Genomic DNA, 22,266 nt, shown 5'->3' with positions numbered 1-22,266 from the left:
CCCGGTCCGCCGTGGTGGAGGATGAGGGCAGGAGGAAAAGATCAATGACCGATGCCGCACGTCCCGGCACGGCGGTCCTTGCCGAGGCCGCGAGCGCTGCCGGGTACGCACCGTCCGTGCACAACACGCAACCCTGGCGCTGGCGGGTCACCGCCGACGCGCTGGACCTGTACGCGGTCCGGGACCGTCAACTCCGGGCCGCCGACCCGGAGGGCCGGCTGCTGACCGTGAGTTGCGGGGCCGCCCTGCACCACGCGGTGGTGGCGCTCGCCGCGCAGGGCTGGTCGGTGGCGGTGACCCACCTGCCCGACCCGGCCGATCCCGACCACCTGGCCCGGGTGAGGCCGGCCGGACACATCGGGGTGGACCCGGAGGCGATGCGCCGGTTCCAGTCGGTGCGGCTGCGGCACACCGATCGCCGGCCGGTCAGCGACACCCCGGCCAGCCCGGAGGCGATCGCCGCGATCGGCCGGGCGGTGACGGCCGAGGGCATCCGGTGGCACGTCCTCACCCCCGATCAGGTCCTCGAACTGGCCGCCGCCGCGTCGCACGCCGACCGGGTGGAGACCGAGGACGAGGAGCAGCGCACCGAGCTGACCTACTGGCGCGGCGGCGACCGGCCGGAGGGCACCGGCATCCCGGACCATGTGGTCCCCGCCCAGCCACCGCAGACCACCGTCCCGGGCCGCGACTTCGTGCGGGCCGGAACCCTCGCGGTCGGCCCGGGACACGACCGCGCGGCCAGGTACGCGATCCTGTACGGCCCGGGTGACCAGCCGGCCGACTGGCTCCGCGCCGGTATGGCGCTCTCGGCCGGCTGGTTGAGCGCGACCGAACTCGGTGTCACGGTGCTGCCGTTCAGCTCCGTCATCGAGCTGCCCAGCACCCGGCAGGTGCTGCGGGCGGTGGTCAGCAACCTGGGTCACCCGTACCTGGTGGTGCGGCTCGGCACCGCCGATCCGGCGACGGCCGGCCCACCGCACACTCCTCGGCTGCCGGCCGCGCAGACCATCGAGGTCGCCGCCGGCTGACCCGACCGGCCCTCCGCGGCCCGCGCGGGCAGGCTTACGAGGCGCGGCACTCCGGGTAGCCGTAGAGATCGAGCAGGCGGGTACGGGTGGCCTGGAGCCGGTCCAGCATGACGGCCATGAACCGGCGGGTCAGCTCGTACCCGAGCGCGGTGTCATCCTCCATCAGGTGCCGCACGCCGGAGGCGTCGAACTCGACGGCCCGGACCGGCTCGACCGCCACCGCCCCGAACTGCCACCGCTGGGGCGGGAACAGCCAGGACCAGCCCAGCAGGTCGCCGGCGCCCACGGTCTCGATGGCCACGTCGCCCCGGCCCGGCGTCGGCAGGTCCAGCGACACCCGCCCGGTGCGCAGCAGCCAGAAGCGCGTCGCCGGGCGCCCGGCCGCGAAGAGCCGGTAACCGGGGTTGCGGTACACCGGGTGGGCGTACGCGCTGAGCCGGTCGAGCCAGGCCGGGGCCAGACCGTCGACGAACGGCTGCCCGGCCAGCAGGTCACGGATGCTTGTCATGACTCTCCCCAATCTGCCGTACCGGTGTCGTCAGGCTCGGTACCCGAGACGAGGTCCAGGCACCCGCGCAGGTGGTCGCTTCCGGACACGCCGCCTTCAGGTCGAGGGGTCCGTGGTGCTGAACGGGTGGGACCGACCCCACCGGGACCGGGCCAGCTCGGCATCGTCCAGGTCGAAGCTGAGGTGGTCGTGAACCGCGACCACGCCCGGCACGGCGCCGACCATCCGGACCGTCAGCTCGGCCAGGGTGCGCCGGTCGAGGTTGCCCCGCAGCGTGACGACTCCGCTGTCGACCTCTACCTGCACCTCGTACGGTTCCAGCCACAGCGTCCGCCGCAGTACCTCGTCCTCGATGTCGCGCCGAAGCTCCGGGTCGGGGCGCAGGTGCACCTTCAGCACGTCGGCGCGGGAGACGATCCCGACCAGGGTGCCGTCGTCGGCGACGACCGGAAGCCGCTTGACGCCCTTCTCGGCCATCAGCCGGGCGGCGGCGGGCAGCGGGGTGTCCGGTCCGGTGGTCACCGCCGGCGCGCTCATCAACTCCCGCGCGGTCCTACCCTCGCCCTTCTCCCGCTCGGGCCGCCGGCGGTTGGGGAAGCGGCGATGCTCGGCGGCGGTACCGGCGAACTCGACCTTGTAGAGCAGATCGGCCTCGGAGACCACCCCGACCACCCTTTCGGTCGCGTCGAGCACCGGCACCGCGCTGATCCGGCGTTCGGCGAGGAGGTCGACGACGGTTCGGTAACTGGCGTCCTCGGGTACCGCCACGACATCGGTGGTCATGACGTCCCGTATCGTCCATTTCTTCATGGCCCTCTCCTTCCCCGGCGTCGCCGGTACGACACGGCGCACCCACCGGAACTGCCCGGGTTCGCCGGATCAGGCCGGCCCACCCCTCTATGGCACGCCACCCGGCCCGACTTGTACAGGGCCGAACGGCCCGGTCGCCGAAGGCGGGTGACCCTGCATCCCCCAGGTGGTGCGGCCGGCCGGCACGGGTAAAGGGTCACTCACGGGGCTGACCATCGGCCCTACACCGGACGGCCCCCGCGCCGTTACGTTCGGTTCAGGAAGCCCAGTTGGAGGAGATCATGAAGGCACACCCCATCATCGTCGGATATGACGGGTCCGAGGGCGCGAAGGCCGCCCTCCAGTGGGCGCTGGACGAGGCAGCCCGCACCGGCGCGCAGCTGAGGCTGCTCTTCGCGTTCGAGTGGCCGACCGTGGCCAGCACGGTCGCCCCGATGGCGACGACCTGGCCGGACCAGGGCGCCCGGGAGGACGCGCAGAAGATGCTCGACGCCGTGATACTCGAGGCGTTCCAGACGCACCCGCAGGTGGTGGTGACCAGCACCGTCCTGGACGGTTCGGCGGCGATCCTGCTCCGGGAGCACTCGCACGAGGCCAGCCTGCTGGTCTTGGGCAGTCGTGGTCTCGGCGGCTTCGCGGGTCTGCTCCTCGGGTCCACCAGCGTCACCGTGTCGGCGCACGCGCACTGCCCGGTCGTCGTGGTCCGGGGCGAGCAGGAGCGGCCGGAGGGCCCGGTCGTCGTCGGCGTGGACGGCTCCACGTGTGCGCTGCTGGCCCTCGAGTACGCCTTCGCGCAGGCCTCGGCCCGGGGCAGCGTGCTACGGGTCGTCCGGGCCTGGACGCCGGTCGCGCCGCGCTGGCAGCCCCCGGGCTACGGGCCGGAGGACCAGGCCACCGCCGAGCGGATCGAACTCGACGAGTTGCTGACCGACGCGCGGAGCCGCTATCCGCGGGTCGAGGTGGTCGCCGAGGTGATCTCCGGTCCGGCCGGCCAGGTCATGGTCGAGGCGAGCCGGGACGCCCAACTGGTGGTCGTGGGCTCCCGAGGGCGCGGCGGCTTCGGCGGGCTGCTGCTCGGCTCGATCAGCCAGCAACTGCTGCATCACGCCCACTGCCCGGTCGCGGTGGTCCGGGAACTTCCGTCGGCCGCCGGCTGAGCGGACGCGGCGCCCGGGCCGCCGGCACGGCAGTACGTCGCGGCGCGCCCGACGCCAGCAGCCGGGGACGAGGGACCGGCTCACTCGGGGACGCGCACCAGTTCGCCGGCTACGGCCTGGTGGTCGGACATGTATCGCCTGCCGTTCGGGTCGTCCCGATAGGGTTTCGGCTCAACGTGGCAGGACGTCCAAGTGCCCTTGCCGAAGATGTAATCGAGCCGGTAGCCGCCGTTCGTCGCCCGCCCTGCGCGTTGGTCGCCGTACACCGCCTGGTCACACTCCCGGAACGACGCGTACATCACCGCAAGCTCGGGAAGCGGATGGACCGGGCCATCCGGCGGCCCCGCGTTGAAGTCCCCACCTATCACGGCGAGCGGGTCCTGGCCCAGAACCTCCACGATCCGCGCGGCCTGGGCACGACGGATGTTTTGCTCCTCATACTGCGAATCGGTCGAGTTCCACTCCTTCGGCCAGGTCATGTGCGTGGTACACGCCCGGACAGCAACCGAGACCGACGTCAGGCAAAGCAGCGGATGGCGCCACCGCCCGGCCCCAAGGAAACCGGGCAGGTATTCCACCGTCTTGGCACTGGCCGGGATCCCGGCCTCCTTGATGCCCACCACGACGTTCACCGATCCGTACGCCTCGGCGGCGGCGCTGCCGGGATGGTCGTCGCCACACCAGATCGGCCGACTGGTCGAGTCGTCGACCCAACGCATGTACGGCGTCGCGTGCAACGTCCACTCCGGACCGAGCAACCGTGCGAGTTCCGCGACGTGTGCCTGGCACGCTTCCTGCAGCAGCACCACGTTGGCGTCGCGCAGATCCATCACCTTCTTGGTCTCCGCCGCCTTGGCGGCAATGCTCGGATAGCGGCAGGCATCCTGTATCTTCCAGCCGCACATGTTCCAGGTGACTGCCCGGATCACCGCGTCGTCCACCGCCACCACACTCGGATGGGCTGGCAGCACGACCAAACTCGGCGCCACCACCACAGCCAACGCGACCAACGCTTTCAGGACTCCACGCGGCACGGACGTCACCCCCACTCGACCAACCCGAACACTTGTCGACCGGCCCACCACGCTCGCCAGCGACAGCATCCTCGCAGCCACCCGCATGAAACAGGCACATTGTTCGCACAAGCCCCGGCCGCCGGGCCGACACCGTCCGCGCGGGCAAGCCGCGGCCTTCACCGCACTTCCCGAATCGAGGTGATCAAGCAGGGATCGGGCAGATCGGACGTTGGCGCGGAGGCGGAGGGTGCTCCGGTCGACCTCCACGTGCCCGGGCACGGTCGCCCATCAGCTCAGCATGACCTGCGCCGAGGTCTCCTTGAGTTTCGCGTTCGCCCAGCGGGCCTGTCGAAGCGTCTGTGGATGGCAGCCCTTGGCGAGCGCGAGCAGTTCCCGGTCCCGGGCGGCCTGGGCGGTCTGGGCCAGGATCTCCCAGTCCAGCGACACGCCGGAGGCGTCCCGGTAGAGGTGACGCAGGTCGGCGAGGAGGAGCAGCCCGGGGGCGCGGTGTCGCCCGACCAGTTCGGAGGCCTTCTGCTCGATCGTCGCGAGCAGACCGGAGTCGTCCTTGACACCCTCGTCGAGGTCCAGGTCGTAGTCGCGGCCGACCCGGGCGAGTTCGGTCACGTGCTGCTGTGACCAGCGGGACAGGTCCCGTCCGACGTAGTGGATCTCGTGGTCGGCGCTGTGCCGGTCCGACATGCGCAGCAGGTCGACGGCGAGCTTCCGCTCCGACCGGTGCAGTTCCCGAATGACCATGTCGATCTTGTTCATCGGCCCCCTCCGCCCGCCGGGCCCGCCCTCCGCACCGGTGCCGCGGCCGTCACCCGTTCGTCGGCCAGCGCGTCGGCGCCACCGGCCGTGTCCGGGACTCTCGCCGCCACCGGTCGGGAACCGGTGGTCGTCGGCGCGGCCGCCGGTGCACCGTCGCCGGACTCCAGGCGGGTCACCCGGGCGACCGCCGACTTGAACAGCGGCTGCTTCGACACCGGGTCCCAGTCGGTGATCGTCAGCTCGTTGGCCGCCCGGCCCGGTTCGCGCTCCGGTGGTGCCGACCCGTCCGGCGTGTCCCAATAGCCGTAGTGGAACGGCAGGAAGAGCACTCCGGGCCGGATGCCGCTGACTCGCAACCGCGCCCGTACCCGGCCCCGTGGGGTGGCGACCTCCAACAGGTCACCCTCGGCGAACCCGCGATCGGCCGCGTCGCCGGGCGCCATCTCCACCCAGACCTCCGGGGCGGCCGCCTGCAACTGCGGTGCCCGACCCGTCTTGGTCCGGGTGTGGAAGTGGTACAGGGTACGACCGGTGATCAACTGGAACCGGTACTCCTCGCTCGGCATCTCGTGCGGGGGCAGGTACTCGGCCGCCTTGATGATCGCCTTGCCCGACGGGTTCATCGCCCGATACTCGGTCGGCTCCAGCGGAGCCCCGGTCACCAGGTCCCGACCGAAACTCTCGCAGTAGTCGGGAGCGGCCCAGAACCGCCCGTCGGCGTAGATGCGTTCCGTGCCGTCCGGGTGCTCGGCGTTGCACGGCCACTGGATGCCGCTGCCGCCGCGCAGCTTCGAATAGCTCAGCCCGGTGTAGTCGCAGGGCCGGCCGGCGCTGCACTCCTGCCACGCCTCGAACGCCCCCTCGGGGTCGGTCCACTTCACCAGCGGCTGCCCGTCGGCGTCCCGCAGGTCCAGCCGGCGGGCGTAGTCGACGAATATGTCGAGGTCGGACCGGGCCTCGCCGGGCGGGTCCACCGCCTTCTCCGACAGGTGCACCGTCCGGTCGGCGTTGGTGAACGTCCCGGTCTTCTCCCCCCAGGTCGCGGCCGGCAGGACCACGTCGGCCAACTGCGCGGTCTCGGAGCAGAAGATGTCCTGCACCACCAGGAAGAGCCGCTCCTGGCGGAGGATGCCCCGGATCCGGGCGAGTTCCGGCAGCGAGACCGCCGGGTTGGTGCAGCTCACCCAGAGGAAGCGGAGCGAGCCCTCCTCGGCGTACCGCATCATCTGCATCAGGTTGGTCGGCGCCGAGTAGTGCGGGATCCGCATCGGGTCGATGTTCCAGATCCGGGCGAGTTCCTTGACGTGCTCCTCGTTCGACCAGTTCCGGAACGCCGGCAGGTCCCCGTCCGCACCGCACTCCCGGGTGTTCTCCGCGCTCGGCTGGCCGTTCATCTGCAACAGGCCGCAGCCGGGCCGGCCCAGCATGCCCCGGACGATGTGGATGTTGTTGACCTGGACGGCGGCGGCGGTGGCCTGGTGTGACTGGTAGAAGCCCTGGAGCACGGTGGAGAGCAGCCGCCGGGCGGTGCCGATCAGCCGGGCCGCCTCCCGGATCTTCTCCACCGATACGTCGCAGGCCCGCGCCGCCCGCTCCGGCGGATACTCGGCCACCCGCTGGCGCAGTTCCTCGAAGCCGACCGCGTGCGCCGAGACGTACGCCTCGTCCACCCACCCCTGCGCGATGATCTCGTGCAGCAGGGCGTTCATCAGCATCACGTTGGTGCTCGGCAGGGGTGCCAGGTGCACTGTGGCGGCCCGGGCCACCGGCGTCTCGCGCGGGTCGACGCAGACCACCGCCGGCGGATTCGGGCCGGCGAGCCGGTCCAGGACCCGGGCCCAGAGCACCGTCTGGGTCTCGGCCATGTTGTGGCCGTACAGCGCGATCACGTCGGCGTGGTCGATGTCGGTGTACGACCCGGGCTGCCCGTCGCAGCCGAAGGACTCCTTCAGCGCCTCCGCCGCCGTCGCGGTGCAGAGCCGGGTGTTCCCGTCGATGTGGTTGGTGCCGATTCCGCCGTGCGCGATCAGCGCGAGGGTGTAGTACTCCTCCAGGAAGAGCTGGCCGCTGGTGTAGAAACCGATCGCGCTCGCCCCCTGCTCGGCCAGGAGTTCGCGGGTCCGGTCGACCACCAGACCCATCGCGGTGTCCCAGTCGGTCTCCACCAGCCGGCCGCCGCGCCGGACCAGCGGTCGGGTCAGCCGGTCGGAGGCGCGGTTGGCCTGCCACCCGTAGAGGTCCTTGGGGTCCAGGCGCCCCCGGTTGACCCGGTCCACGGCCCGGCCCCGGACCCCGACGATCCGGCCGCCCTTGACGGCGATGTCCAGGCCGTCACCGTTGGAGTGCAGGATCGACGCGGCCTGGATCCACTCGTCGACCTCGTCCGGAGGTACCCCGGCGGCCAGGAACGTGTCCACCCGGACCGGCCACGGCTCCCCCGGCCCGTACGGGGTGCGACCGCCCCACGGGTGGGCGATCCGGTCGACCCGCCCGGTGTCCGCGCTGTCTACCATGGCAATCCGTCCGACGAGTCCTCGTGCTCCCGATTTCCGGTTCCCTACCCGTCACCCTGACAGGACATGCGCGCTGGTGGCGGTCAAACAGCCAGATCAGCGCCCGGACCACCCGGCGATACCGCGCCGGTCAGGTGGCGCGGGTCAGTTCGGTATGCGGCACCGTGAGGGTCACCACGCCCGGGTCGCCCTCCGACACGTCGGCTACCTGGTCGCCCCCGGCGTAGGCGTCGGAGGTCGCCAGGCCATCGACGTCGATCCGCAGGTATCCGGTGGACATCAGGCGTTCCGCCTGGCCGGGCGGAGCGTCCGGGTGTACGTCGGTGCCGGGCTGCTGCACGGCGGTCACCGTCCCGACGGCTTCCCCGGCGGCGTCCAGCACCGACATTCCGGGGTTGACCTGGGCGATCGGCAGCGGCTCGGTCGGCATGCCGGGCACGGCCGGCTGGTGCGGATCCATGCCCACCTCGTTCCCCCGCTCGGGCGGGGCGAAACCGGGCGGCCGACCCGGCGGGGGGAGGCTCGATTTATTGATGTCCTTGGATAAATCGACTAGGAATGTGGCATGCCGGTGCACGCTCGATCCCCCAGGCGTTGCCGGGCCAGCAACGAGCCGAACAGGAAGGACACGAACGTGCGAAGGAACAGGCGGTTCCTCCCACTCGGGCTGTCGCTCGTCGTCGCCGCGGCCACGATCGGGACGGCGGTGGCGGGAACGGGCGCTCCCGCGCAGGCGGCGCCGGTCACCATCACTAACGGCACACAGTTCAGAGACACCGGCGGCAACCTGCTACAGGCACACGGCGGCGGTGTACTCAAGGTCGACAACTACTACTACTGGTTCGGCGAGAACCGCAACGCGGACAACACCTTCCGTGCGGTCTCCGTCTACCGCTCCACCAACCTGCGGGACTGGGAGTTCCGCAACAACGTCCTCACCCAGTCGTCCGCGTCCGAGTTGCAGGTCGCCAACATCGAACGGCCGAAGGTCATCTACAACGCCAGCACCGGCCGGTACGTGATGTGGATGCACAAGGAGAACGGGTCCAACTACAGCGAGGCCCGGGCCGCCGTCGCCTCCTCCGGCACCGTGGACGGCAACTACACCTACCACGGCAGCTTCCGGCCGCTCGGACAGCACATGTCCCGGGACATCACGCTGTACAACGACAACGGCACCGCGTACATGATCTCGGCCGCCGACGAGAACTACGACCTGCACATCTACCGGCTCACGGCGGACTTCCTCAACGTCTCCACCCTGGTCGGCAACTTCTGGGACGGCGCCCACCGCGAGGCGCCCGCGATGTTCAAGCGGGGCGGTACCTACTTCCTGCTCACCTCGGCGGCGACCGGATGGAACCCGAACCAGGCCAGGTACGCCACCGCGTCCAGCATCTCCGGCCCGTGGAGCGGCTGGACCAACGTCGGCGACTCGACCACCTTCCGATCCCAGCCGACCTTCGTGCTCCCGATCCAGGGCAGTGCCACCACCAGCTACCTCTACATGGGCGACCGCTGGGCCGGCGCCTGGGGTGGCCCGGTCAACGACTCCCAGTACGTCTGGCTGCCGATCACCTTCCCGTCCAGCACCAGCATGAGCCTCGCCTGGTACCCGTCGATCACCATCGACACCGCCACCGGCACCATCACGGGACAGTCGCCGCCCTACTACCGGATCACCGCCCGGCACAGCGGCAGGGTCATGGACGTGGTGGGCAACTCCACCGCCAACAACGCGGAGGTCAAGCAGTACGGCTGGAACGGTGGCGGAAACCAGAAGTGGGAGTTCCAGGACGCGGGCGGCGGCTACTTCCGGATCGTCAACCAGAACAGCGGCAAGTGTCTCGACGTCGCCTCCGGGTCGACCGCCGACGGGGCGAACATCATCCAGTACACCTGCGGCGGCGGCACCAACCAGCAGTGGCAGTGGGTCGCCACCAGCGGTTACCACCAGCTCCGGGCCCGGCACAGCGGCAAGTGCCTCGACGTGGTCAGCGGCGGCACCGGCGACGGCACCGACATCACCCAGTACACCTGCGGCAGCGGCACCAACCAGCAATGGACCCGCACCGAGTCGTGATCCCCGCCTCCCGCGACGTCCATCCCGGCGCTATCCACACCTGACGACCCTACGAACCGCACGCGAGCACCGGCCGGCGCTCAACGGACTTCCTGTCGGAGCGCCACCCTAGACTGCGACGCCATGGCGATAGTGAGTTTCGTCGACGAGACGACCGCGGGCGAGCGCAGCACCGAGTGGCACCTGGAGATCTTCGAGGAGCGCCTGCCGGTGCGGGAGGTGATACGCCGCCGTGTCTTCCAGGAGGTCGCCGAGCACAACGCGAAGGGTGGCGACCTCTTCCGGGGGCTGGTGCAGCCGACCGAGGCCGAGCGGACGCTCAACGGTTTCAAGCTGCGGCAGCCGCGGCGGATCGACCCGCAGGAGCAGGCCGAGCGGGCGCTGGAGGCGTTCTCCCGCAACGGTTTCATCCTCCTCGTCGACGACCGGCAGGTCGACGAGCTGGACGCGGTCGTCGAGCTGAGCCGGGGCACCCGGATCACCTTCCTCAAGCTCGTGCCGCTGGTCGGTGGATGATGCCGACGCCGATGCCCCACTCCGAACCCGGCGAGCGGATGGCCGAGCTGGCCCGGCGCGGCGACGTCGAGGGCCTCGTCGACGAGACGATGGCCTACACCGCCCGCCACCCGGGCCAGTGGGGTCAGCAGACCCGGCCGGTGACCGCCGCGCTCGGCCTGGTCGCACCGGAGCGTCAGCCCGAGCTGCTGATGGCGATCCTTGAGCGCTGTTGCCAGGTCACCGAGCCCGAGCAACGCCGGGTCACCAACGAACTGCTGGCGAACCTGGTCCAGCGATTCAGCACGACCATGACACCGGATTCGGCCGCCGTCGCGCTGGCCTTCGCCGCCCGGCACACCAGCTACTTCAGCGGCGAGCAACAGCGGCTGATGGCCGAACTCCTGCTCGACGCCGGCCGGCCGCTGCCACCGGAGGTCGTCGCCATGATGCGCCGTACGGTCGTGCACGGCTACTGGGGCTCGGCCGGAGCACTCACGCCGTTGCCGGACAGGCTCGACGCGCCGGCAATCAATCCGGGCGAGGCGTGGGCCGACCGCGCCCTCGCCGACATCGCGTCGCTCGACCCGGACGAGGCGGGTCGCTGGCACGAGCTGCTCCGGCACGCGGCGACCGCGACGAGCGCCAAACCGGCGCGGAAGTGGGAGGCGACCGCCCGCGGGCTGCTCGACGAGCTGACCGAGCCGGGTGACCGGCTACGGAGCTGGCTCGCGCTGGTCGGGCGCCCGCGCACCCTCCGTCTGAACCGGACGCAGTGGGAGTACGACGTCAACGAGGCGTTCGACCAGTTCAACACGACACCACTGCGCGGGCTCGTCTGGATGCTCTCCTTCCTGCCCGCGCACCCCGAGAGCCCCCGGATCCTCGGTGCGATCGTCGAGACGGCACTGCGCAAGGTCGCCGGGCTCGGCCCACGCAACCCCAAGACCGCCAACGCCGCCGTGTACGCGCTGTCCCGCATCCCGACCGAGGAAGCGCTGGCCCAGATCGCCCGGCTCGCCGCCCGGGTCACCTACAAGGGCACGCTCAAGGAGCTGAACGCGGCCCTCGACACCCGGGCGGCGGCGCTGGGTCTGAGCCGGGACGAGGTCGAGGAACTCGCCGTACCGGCGTACGGGCTGACCGAGGTGGGCAGGCGGGTCGAACACTTCGGCGACGCGTCGGCGACCCTGGACGCCACCTCCGCAACGGTGACCGTAACCTGGCGCAACAGCACCGGGAAGGTCGTCAGATCCGTCCCCGCCTCGGTCCGGTCGGGTCACCCCGAGCAACTCGCCGGGTTCAGGGCCGCCGTCAAGGACGTCGAGAAGATGCTGTCGGCGCAGGCGGAACGACTCGACCGCCAGTTCCTCGCCCAGCGGGTCTGGCCGTTCGACGCCTGGCGCACCCGCTACCTGGACCACCCGCTGGTCGGTACGCTGGCCCGCCGGCTGATCTGGCTCGTCGACGACGTGCCCTGCGGCTATGCCGACGGGGCTCTGCGCACCGACGAGGGCAAGGAGATCGTGGCCGGCGAGACGGTCCGGCTGTGGCACCCGATCGGCCGCGAGGTGGCCGAGGTGCTCGTTTGGCGCGCCTGGCTGGAGCAGCGCCGGGTGACCCAGCCGTTCAAGCAGGCGCACCGCGAGGTCTACCTGCTGACCGCGGCCGAGGAGAAGACCCGGGTCTACTCCAACCGGTACGCCGCACATGTCCTGCGCCAGCACCAGTTCCACGCCCTGACCGCCGCTCGCGGGTGGCGCAACAAGCTGCGGATGATGGTCGACGACGCGTACGAGCCGGCTGTCCGCGAGCTGCCGCAGTGGGGACTGCGCGCGGAGTTCTGGATCGAGGGCATCGGCGACGAGTGGGAGGCCGACACCACCGAATCGGGGGCGTATCTGCGGATCGCCACCGACCAGGTCCGGTTCTATCCGATCGACGCGCCCCGGCACTACGCGCACGCCGGTGGCGGCGGCTACGAGCAGTGGACATCCCAGGACGCGCGCCCGACCGACCCGCTGCCGCTGGCCGAGATTCCGCCGCTGGTGCTGAGCGAGGTACTGCGCGACGTGGACCTGTTCGTCGGGGTCGCCAGCGTCGGCAACGACCCGACCTGGCAGGACGGCGGTCCCGGAGGACGGTTCCGCGAGTACTGGGCGTCGTACAGCTTCGGTGAGCTCAGCGGCACCGCGCAGACCCGCCGGGAGATGCTCGAACGCCTCGTCCCCCGGCTGGCCATCGCCGAGCGGGCGAAGGTCGAGGGTCGTTTCCTCGTGGTCCGGGGCGACCTGCGCAGCTACAAGATCCATCTCGGCTCGGGCAACATCCTGATGAGCCCGAACGACCAGTACCTCTGCATCGTGCCGAAGCAGACGGCCGGCTCCTCGACCGGCGACGTCTTCCTGCCGTTCGAGGGCGACCGGGTGCTCGCCGTCATCCTCAGCAAGGCGCTGATGCTGGCGAAGGACGCCCAGATCACCGATCCTACGATCACGCACCAGTTGCGAGGCTGACCCGGCGGCCCGGGTCCGCCGGTGTCTTCACAGCCGACGGGGAGCGGGGAAGGCGGGCATGTTCGACGACACCGGGCTGCTGCGACCGCAGGAGGAGCAGGCGTACCGGCTGCTGCTGCGCCTCTCCTCGGCCCGACCCGCCGAGATCGCCCGGCTGGCCGAGTTGCCGGTCGACGAGGCCCGCGAGGTGTTGGAGGTCCTGCGGAGCAAGGGGCTGGCCGTGGCACGCCCCGGTCCGGACCCGGCCTTCGAGCCGCTGCCGCCGGACGTCGCCCTGGGCGATACCCTGCTGCGCCGGCAGGAGGCGCTGGAGCGCGCCCGGCAGGCGGTGGCCGCGCTGACCGAGGAGTACCGGACCAGCGCCCGGCGCCGCAACGCCGACCATCTGGTGGAGGTGGTGGTCGGCGCCGGGGTGTTACGGGATCGACTGCGTGACCTGCAGGACTCGGCCCGCGAGGAGATCCTCTGGTTCTGCCGGGCCAATCCGCTGGCAATGTCGGGCTTCGAGAACGCCGAGGAGTCCGGGGCGCTGGCTCGGGGTGTGCGCTACCGGGCGATCTACGAGCGGGCCCTGCTGGAGGCACCCGGCGAGCTGGAGAGCATCGCGGAGAGTGTTCGTGCCGGGGAGGAGGCCCGGACCCTGCCGACGTTGCCGGTGCGGATCGCCATCGCCGACCGCTCGACCGCGATCTGCCCGCTGGTGCCGGACGACGAGCGCGACATCGGGGAACCCACCGCCGCGCTGATCCGGCGCAGTGAGCTGCTGGACGCGCTGCTGGCGCTCTTCGAGAGCCACTGGGACCGGGCGACCCCGATCCGCTGGGACGCCGACCGGGGGCTCCGCGACGCGCCCCCCGACGACGCGCTGGACGACGGCGAGCGGTTCCTGCTGTCGCTGTTCGTGGCCGGCTTCCCGGACAAGTCGATCGCCTCGCAGCTCGGCGTCAGCCGGCGGACCGTACAGCGTCGACTGGAGCGGTTGATGGCGCTGGCCTCGGTCGACACCCGCACCGGTCTGGCGTTCCAGGCGGCCCGCCGGGGCTGGCTCTGATCGGCGAGGCCGGCCGCGCGGGCCGGGACGGCCCGATCGGGCGCCGGTCCGGGCGGGAGGGCGCGGCTGCGCCGTCCCGCCCGGGAGCCGCTCAGCGCAGCCCGTACGCCCGGATCACGGTCTGGGTGACCGCGCTGCCGGACCGGTCGGTCGCCCGGACCCGCAGCGACACCGTGCCCTCTGCGGCCGGGACGCTCGCCCGGTAGGCGTTGCCGTGCCCGGTCACCCGGACCGGCCGCCAGGTGGCACCTTCGTCGAAGGAAACCTCGGCGGTCACCCTGGTTCCCTTCGCGGCGGCGTGGCCGTCCTGGTGCCGGACGGTCAACCCGACGGTGTGCTGCCGGCCGGTGGCCCGACCGGTCAGGTCCACCGGCGCGGCGTAGTCGACCTGCAGCAGCGGCAGCGGCCGGGCCTGGTCGCCGGAACGCCGGCCGGAACGGAACTGCCAGACCGTCTCGGTACGGGTCCCCCAGATCCACTCCTCGCTGTCGCGCTCGGTGGTCAGGGCCAGCCGGTAGTCGGCCTCGGGGCCGGTGGTGGGCACGTTCCGCCGGGCGTCGGCCAGCTCCGCCAGCAGCTTCCCGTCGCGCCACAGCGTGGCGTCCACCCGGGTCGCCTCGCCGATCGTGTAGTGGCCCTCGGCGTCGACGAACTCGGGTATCCGCAGCGCGAGCGTGTTGCCGGTGCGGGTGGAGACCAGCGCCGGGGTACCCCGCGGCGAGGCCGGGCGGACCACCGGAGCGAGCCAGGTCTGCTCGGCCCTACGGGCACGGTAACTGGTGGGCGGCTCGATCATCCCGCTCTGCAGCGCGCCGAAGTCGTTCCACGGCCACTCGTGGCTCACCCGGTGTTGCCAGATCGAGTCGCCGGCGGTCACCCACTCCTCGCGCTCCTTCGGGGTGGCCACGAACCGGGACGTGTCGTTCCATGCATATGTCTGCCAGGGGCGCCATCCGAACCGCTGCTCCTTTGCCCAGGGGAATCCACCGTTGTCGGCGTACCGAGTGGTGATCCGTGTCGAGTTGGCCGGGGTCATCCGGTAGACGATCCGATCCGGGATCCGGTTCCGCTCCACGTGCATCACGTCGTACAGATAAGGGCTGGAGGTGGTGAGGGTCAGGGCCAGCGTCGCCCGGCCCCGCTGTGCCCTGGCGATGAGCCGCTGGCCGTCGTCGTTCGCCACCGCCAGCATCGGAATCGGCTCCCGGTCGCCGGTCGGCCGCCACACGGTCCACGCCGACCAGTCCGCCGGACGCACCATCAGGGTCACCGCGGCGCCGGCCCGGGCCGCCGCCGCGGTCAGCTCGCTCTCGCTCGGGGCGTCCGCTCCGCCCGGTTCGTCGGCCGACTCGATGAGTACCGCCGCGCCGCGCACCTTCGCCGCCGCCAGCTCCGCCGGGGTACCCCGGCCGGCGTAGACCAGCGGGAACCGGCGGGTGCCGTGGTACGCCGGGGACTGGCCGGTCAGGTTGACGTCCATCGGACCGGCGACCCCGGGCACCTCGACGCGCACCATCGGCGCGACGAGCTGCCACCGCGACGAGAACTCGTACTGGCCGCTGGTGAGCCTCTCCGTCGGGGTGACGTTGACCTGCTGGATCGTGCTGAAGTGCATGGTGCCGTGGCTGATCTGCCGACCGGTGCCGGTCACCCGGTGCGAGTAGTAGCTGAGCACCGTCTGCTGCTCGGCCGGCCTGGGCGTCTCGATCCGGATCGGGGTACCCCGGCGGGCGTCGAGCAGCACCTCCATGTCCCGGTCGACGCGCAGTTCCGGATCGGTGATCAGGGTTGCCTGCTCGTCGAGTACGCCGCCGTCCTCGATCAGCGCGTGCAGCAGGTACGTGCCCTCGCCGACCTCGAAGCTCTTGGACTCCCCCTCCCACAGGAAGTCCAGAACGTCCCACCGGTAGCTGTCGCCCATCAGCGCGATCACCGGTACCGACACCGGCTGGCCGGCCCGGCCGAGCGCGCGAAGGGTGACCGTGTGCCGGGGACCGTCCAGGGTGATCCCCACCGCCGTGCTGGTGGACACCCCGCCCGGACCGGTCGCGGTGATCGAGCCGCCGAAGAGCCCCCGGTCGAGTTTCGCCAGGTCCACGCTGACCGGTACGTCCACCGAACCCCGGGCGGGCACGGTCACCGTCGGCGAACCGGTCGTCACGGCGTCGGTCTCCGGTTCCTCGGTGGCGACGTTCTCCAGCTCGACGGCGAGGGAGAGGGTGACCGGCGCCGGTCCGTCGTTGGTGTAGGTGACGACCTTGTGCAGTGGCGCCGCCGCACCCGCCCGGGCGGTCACGCTGTCGTCCGGGTCGGTGTGCAGGCCGAAGTCGAGCTGGCCGCTGGCGTACACCCGCTGGCCGACCGCCCGGGCCACGTCCACCCGGCCGGTGCCCTGCTCGAACACCGACAGCTCCGGGTTGCTCCGGGCGGTGCTGACCAGGGCGTCCTTCAACCGCGTCGCCGACCAGTCCGGATGTGCCTGCGCCAGCAGCGCGGCCGCGCCGGCAACGTGCGGGGTCGCCATCGAGGTGCCGGAGGCGGCGGTGTACCGGTCGTCGACCGGGGTGCCCATGGTGGTACCGGCGGCACGGGCGGCCACGATACCCACCCCGGGGGCGGTGATCTCCGGCTTCAGCCCTTCGTCGCCGAGTCGTGGGCCCCGGCTGGAGAAGTCGGCGAGCGACTCGTCCCGGTCCACCGCGCCGACGGTCAGCGCGGAGGTGGCCGCGCCGGGCGTACCGACGCTGTAGTCCGCGCCGTCGTTGCCGGCGGCCACCACGAAGAGGGTGCCGGTGTCGGCGGTGATCCGGTTCAGCGCCTGGCTGAGCGGGTCCGTGCCGTCGGTCGGGCCGCCGCCGAGGCTCAGGTTGACCACCGCCGCGCCCTGCTCGGCGGCCCACTCCATCCCGGCGATGATCCAGGAGTCGTAGCCGCTGCCGTTGTCGTCGAGCACCTTTCCGGCGAGCAGGTTCGCGCCGGGCGCCACGCCCCGGCGGCTGCCGCCGGATCCGGCGCCGGTGCCGGCCACGGTCGCCGCGACGTGCGTACCGTGTCCGTGCCGGTCGGTGGCCTCCGGGCTGTCGCTGAAGTTCTTCGCCCGGGTCACCCGCCCGATCAGGTCCGGATGGGTCTGGTCCACCCCGGTGTCCAGCACCGCCACCGTCACCCCGGCACCGTCCAGGCCCGCCTGCCAGGCGGCCGGTGCGCCGATCTGGGCGACGCTGCGTTCGAGCACCGGACGGACCCGGCCGTCCAGCCAGATCTGGCTGATCCCGCCGCCCAGCGCGGGTGCGGCGGCCGAGCGCGCCGGGCCGGCTGGGTCGGTGGGGCGGACCGCCTGCCAGAAGCCGGCCAGCGAGTCCTTCCCGGCCGCCAGCGCGGCGCCGCCGATGCTCTCCAGCGGGCGGGCGTCGGTCGTACCGGCGAGGGCCCGGGCGGTACCGGCCGCCGGGTTCTGGTAGCGGACGATCAGCGGCAGGCTCGACGCAACGCTGTCCGCGTACCCGTCGGCGATCAACTCCTGCACGTCGAAGAGGTCCGCGTCGAGGGTGCCCGCCGAGACGTACGGCACGACGTCGCTGGGCAGCACGCGCAGCCCGCCGTCCACCTCGAGCGTGTGGAAGGTGATCCGTTCCCGGCCGGCCGCCGGGCGGACCGCGGCGGCATACCGGCCGGCGCCGGCCGGCGAAACTTCGACGACGTCGCCGGTGATCAGGGTGATCCGCGAGGCGGCGGCCGGACCGGGCGCGGCCAGCGGCGCGGTCGCCCGGGGTAACCCGGACGACGGCCCGGCTGTCGCCGGTGGCGGCCCGGCGGCGGTGAGCGCGAGTACGACGGCCAGTACGGCAGCGGTACGGCGCAGCGGAGCTGGCATGGCGGGTCTCCTTCGACTTCTGACGAAGACGCCGTCAACGGCGACAGTCGGAGTCTGTGGCCGGAGCATTTCCCTGGTCATCAACCTGGGGTGCCGCAGAGGCGACATGGCGCCAAGTGGACACTGGGCCGCCACCGCCGGTACCTCCGGCATTCACCCAACGAGACGGGACCCCTCCGGCGCGGCCCTGCGCAACCTGTTCCGGCTCGCATCACCACCGGTCCGGGCCCTCGGCGGGGCCACGACGAGTGGCGGCCTGCGACACCACCCCCGCCGCCTGGGCACGCTGCCGGCCACCAGGCAAGCCGGCCACCATAGAAGCCACGATAGGGAGCAGAACCTCACATAGCTGTCTGGTCAGGCACATATCGCCCGCAGCCGTGATTCGGTCCGATCCACCCGGCTGGCCGCGGTGTGCCAGTCGAGGTCGTCGACAGCGCTTGAAGTGGTGTCCGCCGGGAATGCGAACGCCGGTAGGGGCAGACGATCATGGGAGCGACGAGTGGCGGCGACCGGAACCGGCACTACCTCGCGGATCGTGGCGGCCTGCCGCGCAGCACCGGGCGCGGGTGCTGCGGCAGGCACGGACGGTTGCTCGGCGGGGCCTCCCGGGACCGAACCAACCGAAAGACGGATCATGGCAGGGATCGTCACACCGTTCGGGCGGCACTCCACCGCCGCGGAGGTCATCGCCGGGATCGACCTGTCCGGGCGCCGGGCCATCGTCACCGGAGGCGTCTCCGGCATCGGTCTGGAGACGGCGCGGGCGCTGGCCAGCGCCGGAGCGCAGGTGACGGTGACCGCCCGGGACGACGCCGCCGCCCAGGCGGCCGCCGGTGCCGTCTCGTCGACCGGAAACGCCGGCATCCGCGTCGCCCGCCTCGAACTGACCGACGTCTCGTCCATCCGGAGCTTCGTCGACGGCTGGGAGGGGCCCCTGCACATCCTGGTCAACAACGCCGGTGTCATGGCGCTGCCCGAACTGCACCGGACCACGCAGGGCTGGGAGGAGCAGTTCGCCGTCAACCACCTCGGCCACCACCTGCTCGCCGTCGGGTTGCGCGACGCTCTGGCCCGGGCTGAAGGCGCCCGCATCGTGTCGGTCAGTTCGAGCGCCCACCACCTCTCCCCCGTCGTCTTCGACGACATCCACTACGTCTCCCGGCCATACCACCCGCAACTGGCGTACGGGCAGTCCAAGACCGCCGTGGCGCTCTTCGCGGTCGGTGCCGCCAGCCGCTGGGCCGACCGGGGGATAACCGCCAACGCCCTCAACCCCGGTGCGATCGCCACCGGCCTGCAGCAGTACATCGGCGGTGATCTGGGGGTCTCCGTCGAGCTGCAGAAGAGCCCGCAGCAGGGAGCGGCCACCTCGGTCCTGCTGGCCACCTCACCGCTGCTGGAGAACGTCACCGGCCGCTACTTCTACGACTGCGCCGAGGCGCGGCCGGTCACCGTCTCGCCGACGGACGAGGCCGAACTCGCCTCCTCCGTCGCCGCCTACGCGATCGACCCGGAGAATGCCGACCGGCTGTGGCGGATGTGCGACGAGATGACCTGCTGACGGTTGTGGTCCGGGGGCGCCGTCGTCCGGCCCGGTCGCCCGGAGGAGGATGCCGGCGGGGGCGAGCCGGCGACGAGCCGGACGGGGATGGCGCCGGCCGGCGCCATCCCCGTCGTCGGAGCCGGTGCTACCTGGCCGTACAGGTCAGCGTCGGTGAGGTGTTCGTGCCGCTCCAGGATCCGTTGAACCCGAAGCTGGTGGAGCCGTTGGCACTCAACGCGCCGTTGTGACCGACGTTCGAGGCGGTCACCGACGAACCGTTCGAGCTTATCGACGCGTTCCAGGAACTGGTGATGCTCTGGCTGTTGGGCCAGTTCCAGCTCACCGTCCACCCGGAGATCGCGGCGTTGCCGGCCCGCACGGTGACCTGGGCGCCGAAGCCGCCGGTCCACTCGCTCGTCTTCGTGTAGGTCGCGGTGCAGCCACCACCGCCGGTCGGCGGCGGAGTGGTCGGCGGCGGGGTGCTCGGCGGCGGAGTGCTCGGCGGCGGGGTGCTCGGGGGCGGGGTGGTCGGGTTGCCGCCACCGCCGAAGATGACGTCACTGCACAGGTAGTACGGCTGGTCGAGGTGGCTCGCCTGCCAGATGGTGTAGACGACGTGCCGCCCGGTGCGGTTGCCCGCGTTCACCTGGGCCTCGTACAGCCCGGTGGTCGGGTAGCTGCCGGTACGCAGCACCAGGTCCAGGCTGCCCCAGGTGAGCGGCTGGGTGGTCGGGTCGAAGCCCTGCTTGGTGATGTAGATCAGCAGGTAGTCGGCACCGTGCCGGGCCCCGTCGGTCAGCGTCAGCGTGAAGTTGTTCGGCATCGGCTTCGCGACCCACGCCCCGACCGCGTCGAGGGAGGCGTACAGCCCGCCCTGGGTACGGCCACCGCTGCAGAGCTGTCCATCCGGGACGGCGGCCTGGTGGTTGCCGCCGACATTCTCGCGGAACAGGCCGTTCCAGTTCCACATCGTGTTCGGGTTGGCCTGCCAGGCCTGGGCGCACATCGGGTCGGTCTGCGCCATGTTGGGGTTGAGGTGGTCGTCACCCCAGCGCTCCCAGCATCCGTAGTTCCGCGACGGCGGATTGGTGACCGACCCGTGCGCCGAGGCCGGACCGGCCTGGTTGACCGCGACCATCGTGAGCCCGGTGGCGAGGATCGCGACCGCGGCGTAGATCAGACGGCGGGCTGTTCGTGAGGCTCTCATAAGTGCTCCAGCATTCCGCCGACACATGCGTCACTCGACGGGATGCCCTGGCCCGCGGGGAAACACGCGCCGACCAAGATGACGAATTCGACAGGCGCGGGCGGACGACTGTGCCGCCCGCGCTGGCTCGGTGGCTCCCGCGATGATCCTACTGGACACATCCAGGAAAGTGAATCTCTTGCTGAGCCTTTCCTCACCCGAACAGTCCACCGGGCGGCAGCAGGCGCCCCGGCTTGACATGCGAGTAGTCGCGGGCCTCGGCAACCAGGCCCTCCTCGTCGAAGCGCAGCAACGTGCAGCCGGAAATGGTGAGCGGCTCGTCGTTCGGGTAGGTCACCGCCCAGTACTCCACGGCCGCCAGCTCGCCGTCGACCTGTGGCTCGCCGAACCAGACCTCGGCCGGCCGGGTCTCCTCGTCGAAGCACTCCTGGACGTAGCTGCGCAATCCCGCCCGCCCCCGGTAGGGACGGAACATCGACGCCCAGTGGTCGGCGTCCTCGGCCTGGAGAGCGACGATCCTCTCGACGTCCTTCACCGGCCAGCCCTCGGCCCAGGCCGTCGCCCATCGTCTGGCCGCGTCGCGTACGTCCATGCTCGGTCCCCTCCCGCGCGAATTTCCGGCCCGGTTCGTACCACGGGCGTACGACAGTCGGCGGGGTGACGCGTGACAGCCCGACTACCCGGGCCCGGGGTTCCGGGATCCGGCCGCTGCCCGCCGCCGCACCACCTGCCGGGACGGATGGCGGTTCGGCGGGTCGTCCGAGGCGTACCCGGCCGCGCGGTTCGCGCCGACGGGAAGCCTGCGTTGCAGGATCGCGCGATGCAGCGCGGCCAGTTCGGCGCCCGGCTCCATCCCGTACCCGGTGATCAGCGCGACCCGTGCGCTCCGGTACGCGGCGAGCGCCCCCGCCAGGTCACCACTGCGGTAACAGGCCACCATGAGCTGCCCCCAGGCGCGCTCCCGGTGCGGATGGTCGCCGAGGAACTCGTGCAGCATCGCCCGAGCCGCCTCGTACTCCCCGAGCTTGACCAGCACGCTCGCGTACTCCTCGGTGGCGGCGAACCGTTCGGCTTCCAGTACGGCGGCTCGGGCGCCCAACGGGCCTCCCTGCGGCACGTCCTGCAACGGCGCGCCCCGCCAGTACCCGAGGGCGTGGCGCAGGTGCCCGCCCGCTGCCACCAGATCACCGCACCGGGCCGCCCGGCGCCCCTGCGCCAGCTCGGCCTGGAAGCTGGTCACGTCGACGGTGAGCCGTACCCGGGACGGCGGGACGAGCCGCCATCCGGCGCCCTCGCGTACCAGGTCGGCGCGGTCGGCCAGCCACGCCCGCAGCCCGGACAGGTACGTGCGCAGGTTGGCCGGGGCCGACCGCGGCGCATCCCGCCCCCACAACTCGGCCGCCAACCTGGTGCGCGACACAGTGCCGCCGTCGAGCAGCATCAGGGCGAGGATCCGGCGCCGGTTGCCGACCGGGGCCGCGACCGCCTCCCCGTCCTGACGGATGTCCAATGGCCCCAACAGCCCGACCGCGAGCTCCATCGCGACCGCTCCCTCCCCCACCGTCGCACCGCAACGTCCCGCTCAGGATCACACCTCCGCTGTGGAGGGAGCGTGGAAGAGACGTGGAGAGGCCCCGGGTAACATCAACGAATCCAGCGTCGTGGCCGCGAAAGCGTCGAAATGC

17 protein-coding genes are annotated in these 22,266 nt (G+C 71.6%); 7 read left to right on the top strand and 10 right to left on the bottom strand.

What is annotated here, in order from left to right; all coding sequences use genetic code 11:
- Positions 1–44 precede the first annotated feature (44 nt).
- Positions 45–1,031 carry an Acg family FMN-binding oxidoreductase gene (locus EV371_RS16005; protein WP_130462744.1) on the top strand — a complete coding sequence of 329 codons (987 nt, stop codon included), beginning with the start codon at positions 45–47 and terminating at the stop codon, positions 1,029–1,031.
- Positions 1,032–1,065: 34 nt separating this feature from the next.
- Here EV371_RS16005 and EV371_RS16000 read toward each other — a convergent pair whose 3' ends face one another.
- Entirely contained in the window at positions 1,066–1,539 is a 474-nt protein-coding gene (locus tag EV371_RS16000) for a cyclic nucleotide-binding domain-containing protein (protein WP_130462743.1), read from the bottom strand.
- Between the two features lie 96 nt (positions 1,540–1,635).
- Positions 1,636–2,349 (bottom strand): CBS domain-containing protein, encoded by a 714-nt coding sequence (locus tag EV371_RS15995; protein WP_130462742.1) that lies wholly within the window; start codon positions 2,347–2,349, stop codon positions 1,636–1,638.
- Positions 2,350–2,630: 281 nt separating this feature from the next.
- Here EV371_RS15995 and EV371_RS15990 point away from each other — a divergent pair, with 281 nt between their 5' ends.
- Complete coding sequence (locus EV371_RS15990; protein ID WP_130462741.1) at positions 2,631–3,506, top strand: universal stress protein; 876 nt, start codon at positions 2,631–2,633, stop codon at positions 3,504–3,506.
- An 80-nt stretch (positions 3,507–3,586) separates the two neighbouring features.
- On the opposite strand, the gene EV371_RS15985 is transcribed toward EV371_RS15990, so the two are convergent.
- The 4 genes from EV371_RS15985 to EV371_RS15970 all read right to left on the bottom strand — a co-directional run bounded on the left by EV371_RS15985 (position 3,587) and on the right by EV371_RS15970 (position 8,269).
- Positions 3,587–4,540 carry an endonuclease/exonuclease/phosphatase family protein gene (locus tag EV371_RS15985; protein WP_165436712.1) on the bottom strand — a complete coding sequence of 318 codons (954 nt, stop codon included), beginning with the start codon at positions 4,538–4,540 and terminating at the stop codon, positions 3,587–3,589.
- A gap of 270 nt (positions 4,541–4,810) precedes the next feature.
- A complete protein-coding gene (locus tag EV371_RS15980) occupies positions 4,811–5,296 on the bottom strand; it encodes a hypothetical protein (RefSeq protein ID WP_130462739.1) in 486 nt (161 codons plus the stop codon).
- Positions 5,293–7,809, bottom strand: coding sequence for a nitrate reductase (locus EV371_RS15975; protein WP_130462738.1), 2,517 nt, complete (start codon positions 7,807–7,809; stop codon positions 5,293–5,295). Before EV371_RS15975 ends, EV371_RS15980 begins: the two co-directional genes overlap by 4 nt.
- Positions 7,810–7,939: 130 nt before the next feature.
- Positions 7,940–8,269 (bottom strand): hypothetical protein, encoded by a 330-nt coding sequence (locus EV371_RS15970; protein ID WP_349337380.1) that lies wholly within the window; start codon positions 8,267–8,269, stop codon positions 7,940–7,942.
- Positions 8,270–8,443: 174 nt separating this feature from the next.
- On the opposite strand from EV371_RS15970, the gene EV371_RS15965 reads away from it, so the two are divergent.
- The 4 genes from EV371_RS15965 (at position 8,444) to EV371_RS15950 (ending at position 13,954) form a co-directional block, all read left to right on the top strand.
- Positions 8,444–9,892, top strand: a complete 1,449-nt coding sequence (locus tag EV371_RS15965) for an RICIN domain-containing protein (protein WP_486484636.1) — start codon at positions 8,444–8,446, stop codon at positions 9,890–9,892.
- Between the two features lie 123 nt (positions 9,893–10,015).
- On the top strand, positions 10,016–10,408 hold the full coding sequence (locus tag EV371_RS15960; RefSeq protein WP_130462736.1) for a hypothetical protein: 393 nt from the start codon (positions 10,016–10,018) through the stop codon (positions 10,406–10,408).
- 11 nt (positions 10,409–10,419) lie between these two features.
- On the top strand, positions 10,420–12,903 hold the full coding sequence (locus EV371_RS15955; RefSeq protein ID WP_130462735.1) for a DUF4132 domain-containing protein: 2,484 nt from the start codon (positions 10,420–10,422) through the stop codon (positions 12,901–12,903).
- Positions 12,904–12,961: 58 nt separating this feature from the next.
- Positions 12,962–13,954, top strand: coding sequence for a helix-turn-helix domain-containing protein (locus EV371_RS15950; protein ID WP_130462734.1), 993 nt, complete (start codon positions 12,962–12,964; stop codon positions 13,952–13,954).
- 91 nt (positions 13,955–14,045) lie between these two features.
- On the opposite strand, the gene EV371_RS15945 is transcribed toward EV371_RS15950, so the two are convergent.
- A complete protein-coding gene (locus tag EV371_RS15945) occupies positions 14,046–17,828 on the bottom strand; it encodes a S8 family serine peptidase (RefSeq protein WP_130462733.1) in 3,783 nt (1,260 codons plus the stop codon).
- Positions 17,829–18,465: 637 nt separating this feature from the next.
- Between EV371_RS15945 and EV371_RS15940 the strand changes: the two genes are divergently transcribed.
- Positions 18,466–19,392 (top strand): SDR family NAD(P)-dependent oxidoreductase, encoded by a 927-nt coding sequence (locus tag EV371_RS15940; RefSeq protein WP_130462732.1) that lies wholly within the window; start codon positions 18,466–18,468, stop codon positions 19,390–19,392.
- Positions 19,393–19,519: 127 nt separating this feature from the next.
- Here the strand turns inward: EV371_RS15940 and EV371_RS15935 are convergent, their stop codons facing one another.
- The 3 genes from EV371_RS15935 to EV371_RS15925 all read right to left on the bottom strand — a co-directional run bounded on the left by EV371_RS15935 (position 19,520) and on the right by EV371_RS15925 (position 22,121).
- On the bottom strand, positions 19,520–20,581 hold the full coding sequence (locus EV371_RS15935) for a lytic polysaccharide monooxygenase (RefSeq protein WP_130462731.1): 1,062 nt from the start codon (positions 20,579–20,581) through the stop codon (positions 19,520–19,522).
- A 193-nt stretch (positions 20,582–20,774) separates the two neighbouring features.
- Positions 20,775–21,173, bottom strand: a complete 399-nt coding sequence (locus tag EV371_RS15930; RefSeq protein ID WP_130462730.1) for a nuclear transport factor 2 family protein — start codon at positions 21,171–21,173, stop codon at positions 20,775–20,777.
- An 84-nt stretch (positions 21,174–21,257) separates the two neighbouring features.
- Positions 21,258–22,121: a BTAD domain-containing putative transcriptional regulator gene (locus EV371_RS15925; RefSeq protein WP_130462729.1), complete on the bottom strand. Its 864-nt coding sequence runs from the start codon at positions 22,119–22,121 to the stop codon at positions 21,258–21,260.
- Between the last annotated feature and the right edge of the window lie 145 nt (positions 22,122–22,266).

Source organism: Plantactinospora sp. CNZ321 (assembly GCF_004217235.1).
This window is presented reverse-complemented; position numbering and strand designations above follow the sequence as displayed.

What these genes read in the sequence shown, in the direction of transcription:
- EV371_RS15940 (WP_130462732.1), top strand. Translation starts at nt 18,466, where the DNA reads ATGGCAGGGATCGTCACACCGTTCGGGCGGCACTCCACCGCCGCGGAG.
- EV371_RS15930 (WP_130462730.1), bottom strand. Translation starts at nt 21,173, where the DNA reads ATGGACGTACGCGACGCGGCCAGACGATGGGCGACGGCCTGGGCCGAG.
- EV371_RS15955 (WP_130462735.1), top strand. Translation starts at nt 10,420, where the DNA reads ATGCCCCACTCCGAACCCGGCGAGCGGATGGCCGAGCTGGCCCGGCGC.
- EV371_RS15960 (WP_130462736.1), top strand. Translation starts at nt 10,016, where the DNA reads ATGGCGATAGTGAGTTTCGTCGACGAGACGACCGCGGGCGAGCGCAGC.
- EV371_RS15995 (WP_130462742.1), bottom strand. Translation starts at nt 2,349, where the DNA reads ATGAAGAAATGGACGATACGGGACGTCATGACCACCGATGTCGTGGCG.
- EV371_RS15935 (WP_130462731.1), bottom strand. Translation starts at nt 20,581, where the DNA reads ATGAGAGCCTCACGAACAGCCCGCCGTCTGATCTACGCCGCGGTCGCG.
- EV371_RS15945 (WP_130462733.1), bottom strand. Translation starts at nt 17,828, where the DNA reads ATGCCAGCTCCGCTGCGCCGTACCGCTGCCGTACTGGCCGTCGTACTC.
- EV371_RS15990 (WP_130462741.1), top strand. Translation starts at nt 2,631, where the DNA reads ATGAAGGCACACCCCATCATCGTCGGATATGACGGGTCCGAGGGCGCG.
- EV371_RS15950 (WP_130462734.1), top strand. Translation starts at nt 12,962, where the DNA reads ATGTTCGACGACACCGGGCTGCTGCGACCGCAGGAGGAGCAGGCGTAC.
- EV371_RS15975 (WP_130462738.1), bottom strand. Translation starts at nt 7,809, where the DNA reads ATGGTAGACAGCGCGGACACCGGGCGGGTCGACCGGATCGCCCACCCG.
- EV371_RS15970 (WP_349337380.1), bottom strand. Translation starts at nt 8,269, where the DNA reads ATGGATCCGCACCAGCCGGCCGTGCCCGGCATGCCGACCGAGCCGCTG.
- EV371_RS16005 (WP_130462744.1), top strand. Translation starts at nt 45, where the DNA reads ATGACCGATGCCGCACGTCCCGGCACGGCGGTCCTTGCCGAGGCCGCG.
- EV371_RS15925 (WP_130462729.1), bottom strand. Translation starts at nt 22,121, where the DNA reads ATGGAGCTCGCGGTCGGGCTGTTGGGGCCATTGGACATCCGTCAGGAC.
- EV371_RS16000 (WP_130462743.1), bottom strand. Translation starts at nt 1,539, where the DNA reads ATGACAAGCATCCGTGACCTGCTGGCCGGGCAGCCGTTCGTCGACGGT.
- EV371_RS15980 (WP_130462739.1), bottom strand. Translation starts at nt 5,296, where the DNA reads ATGAACAAGATCGACATGGTCATTCGGGAACTGCACCGGTCGGAGCGG.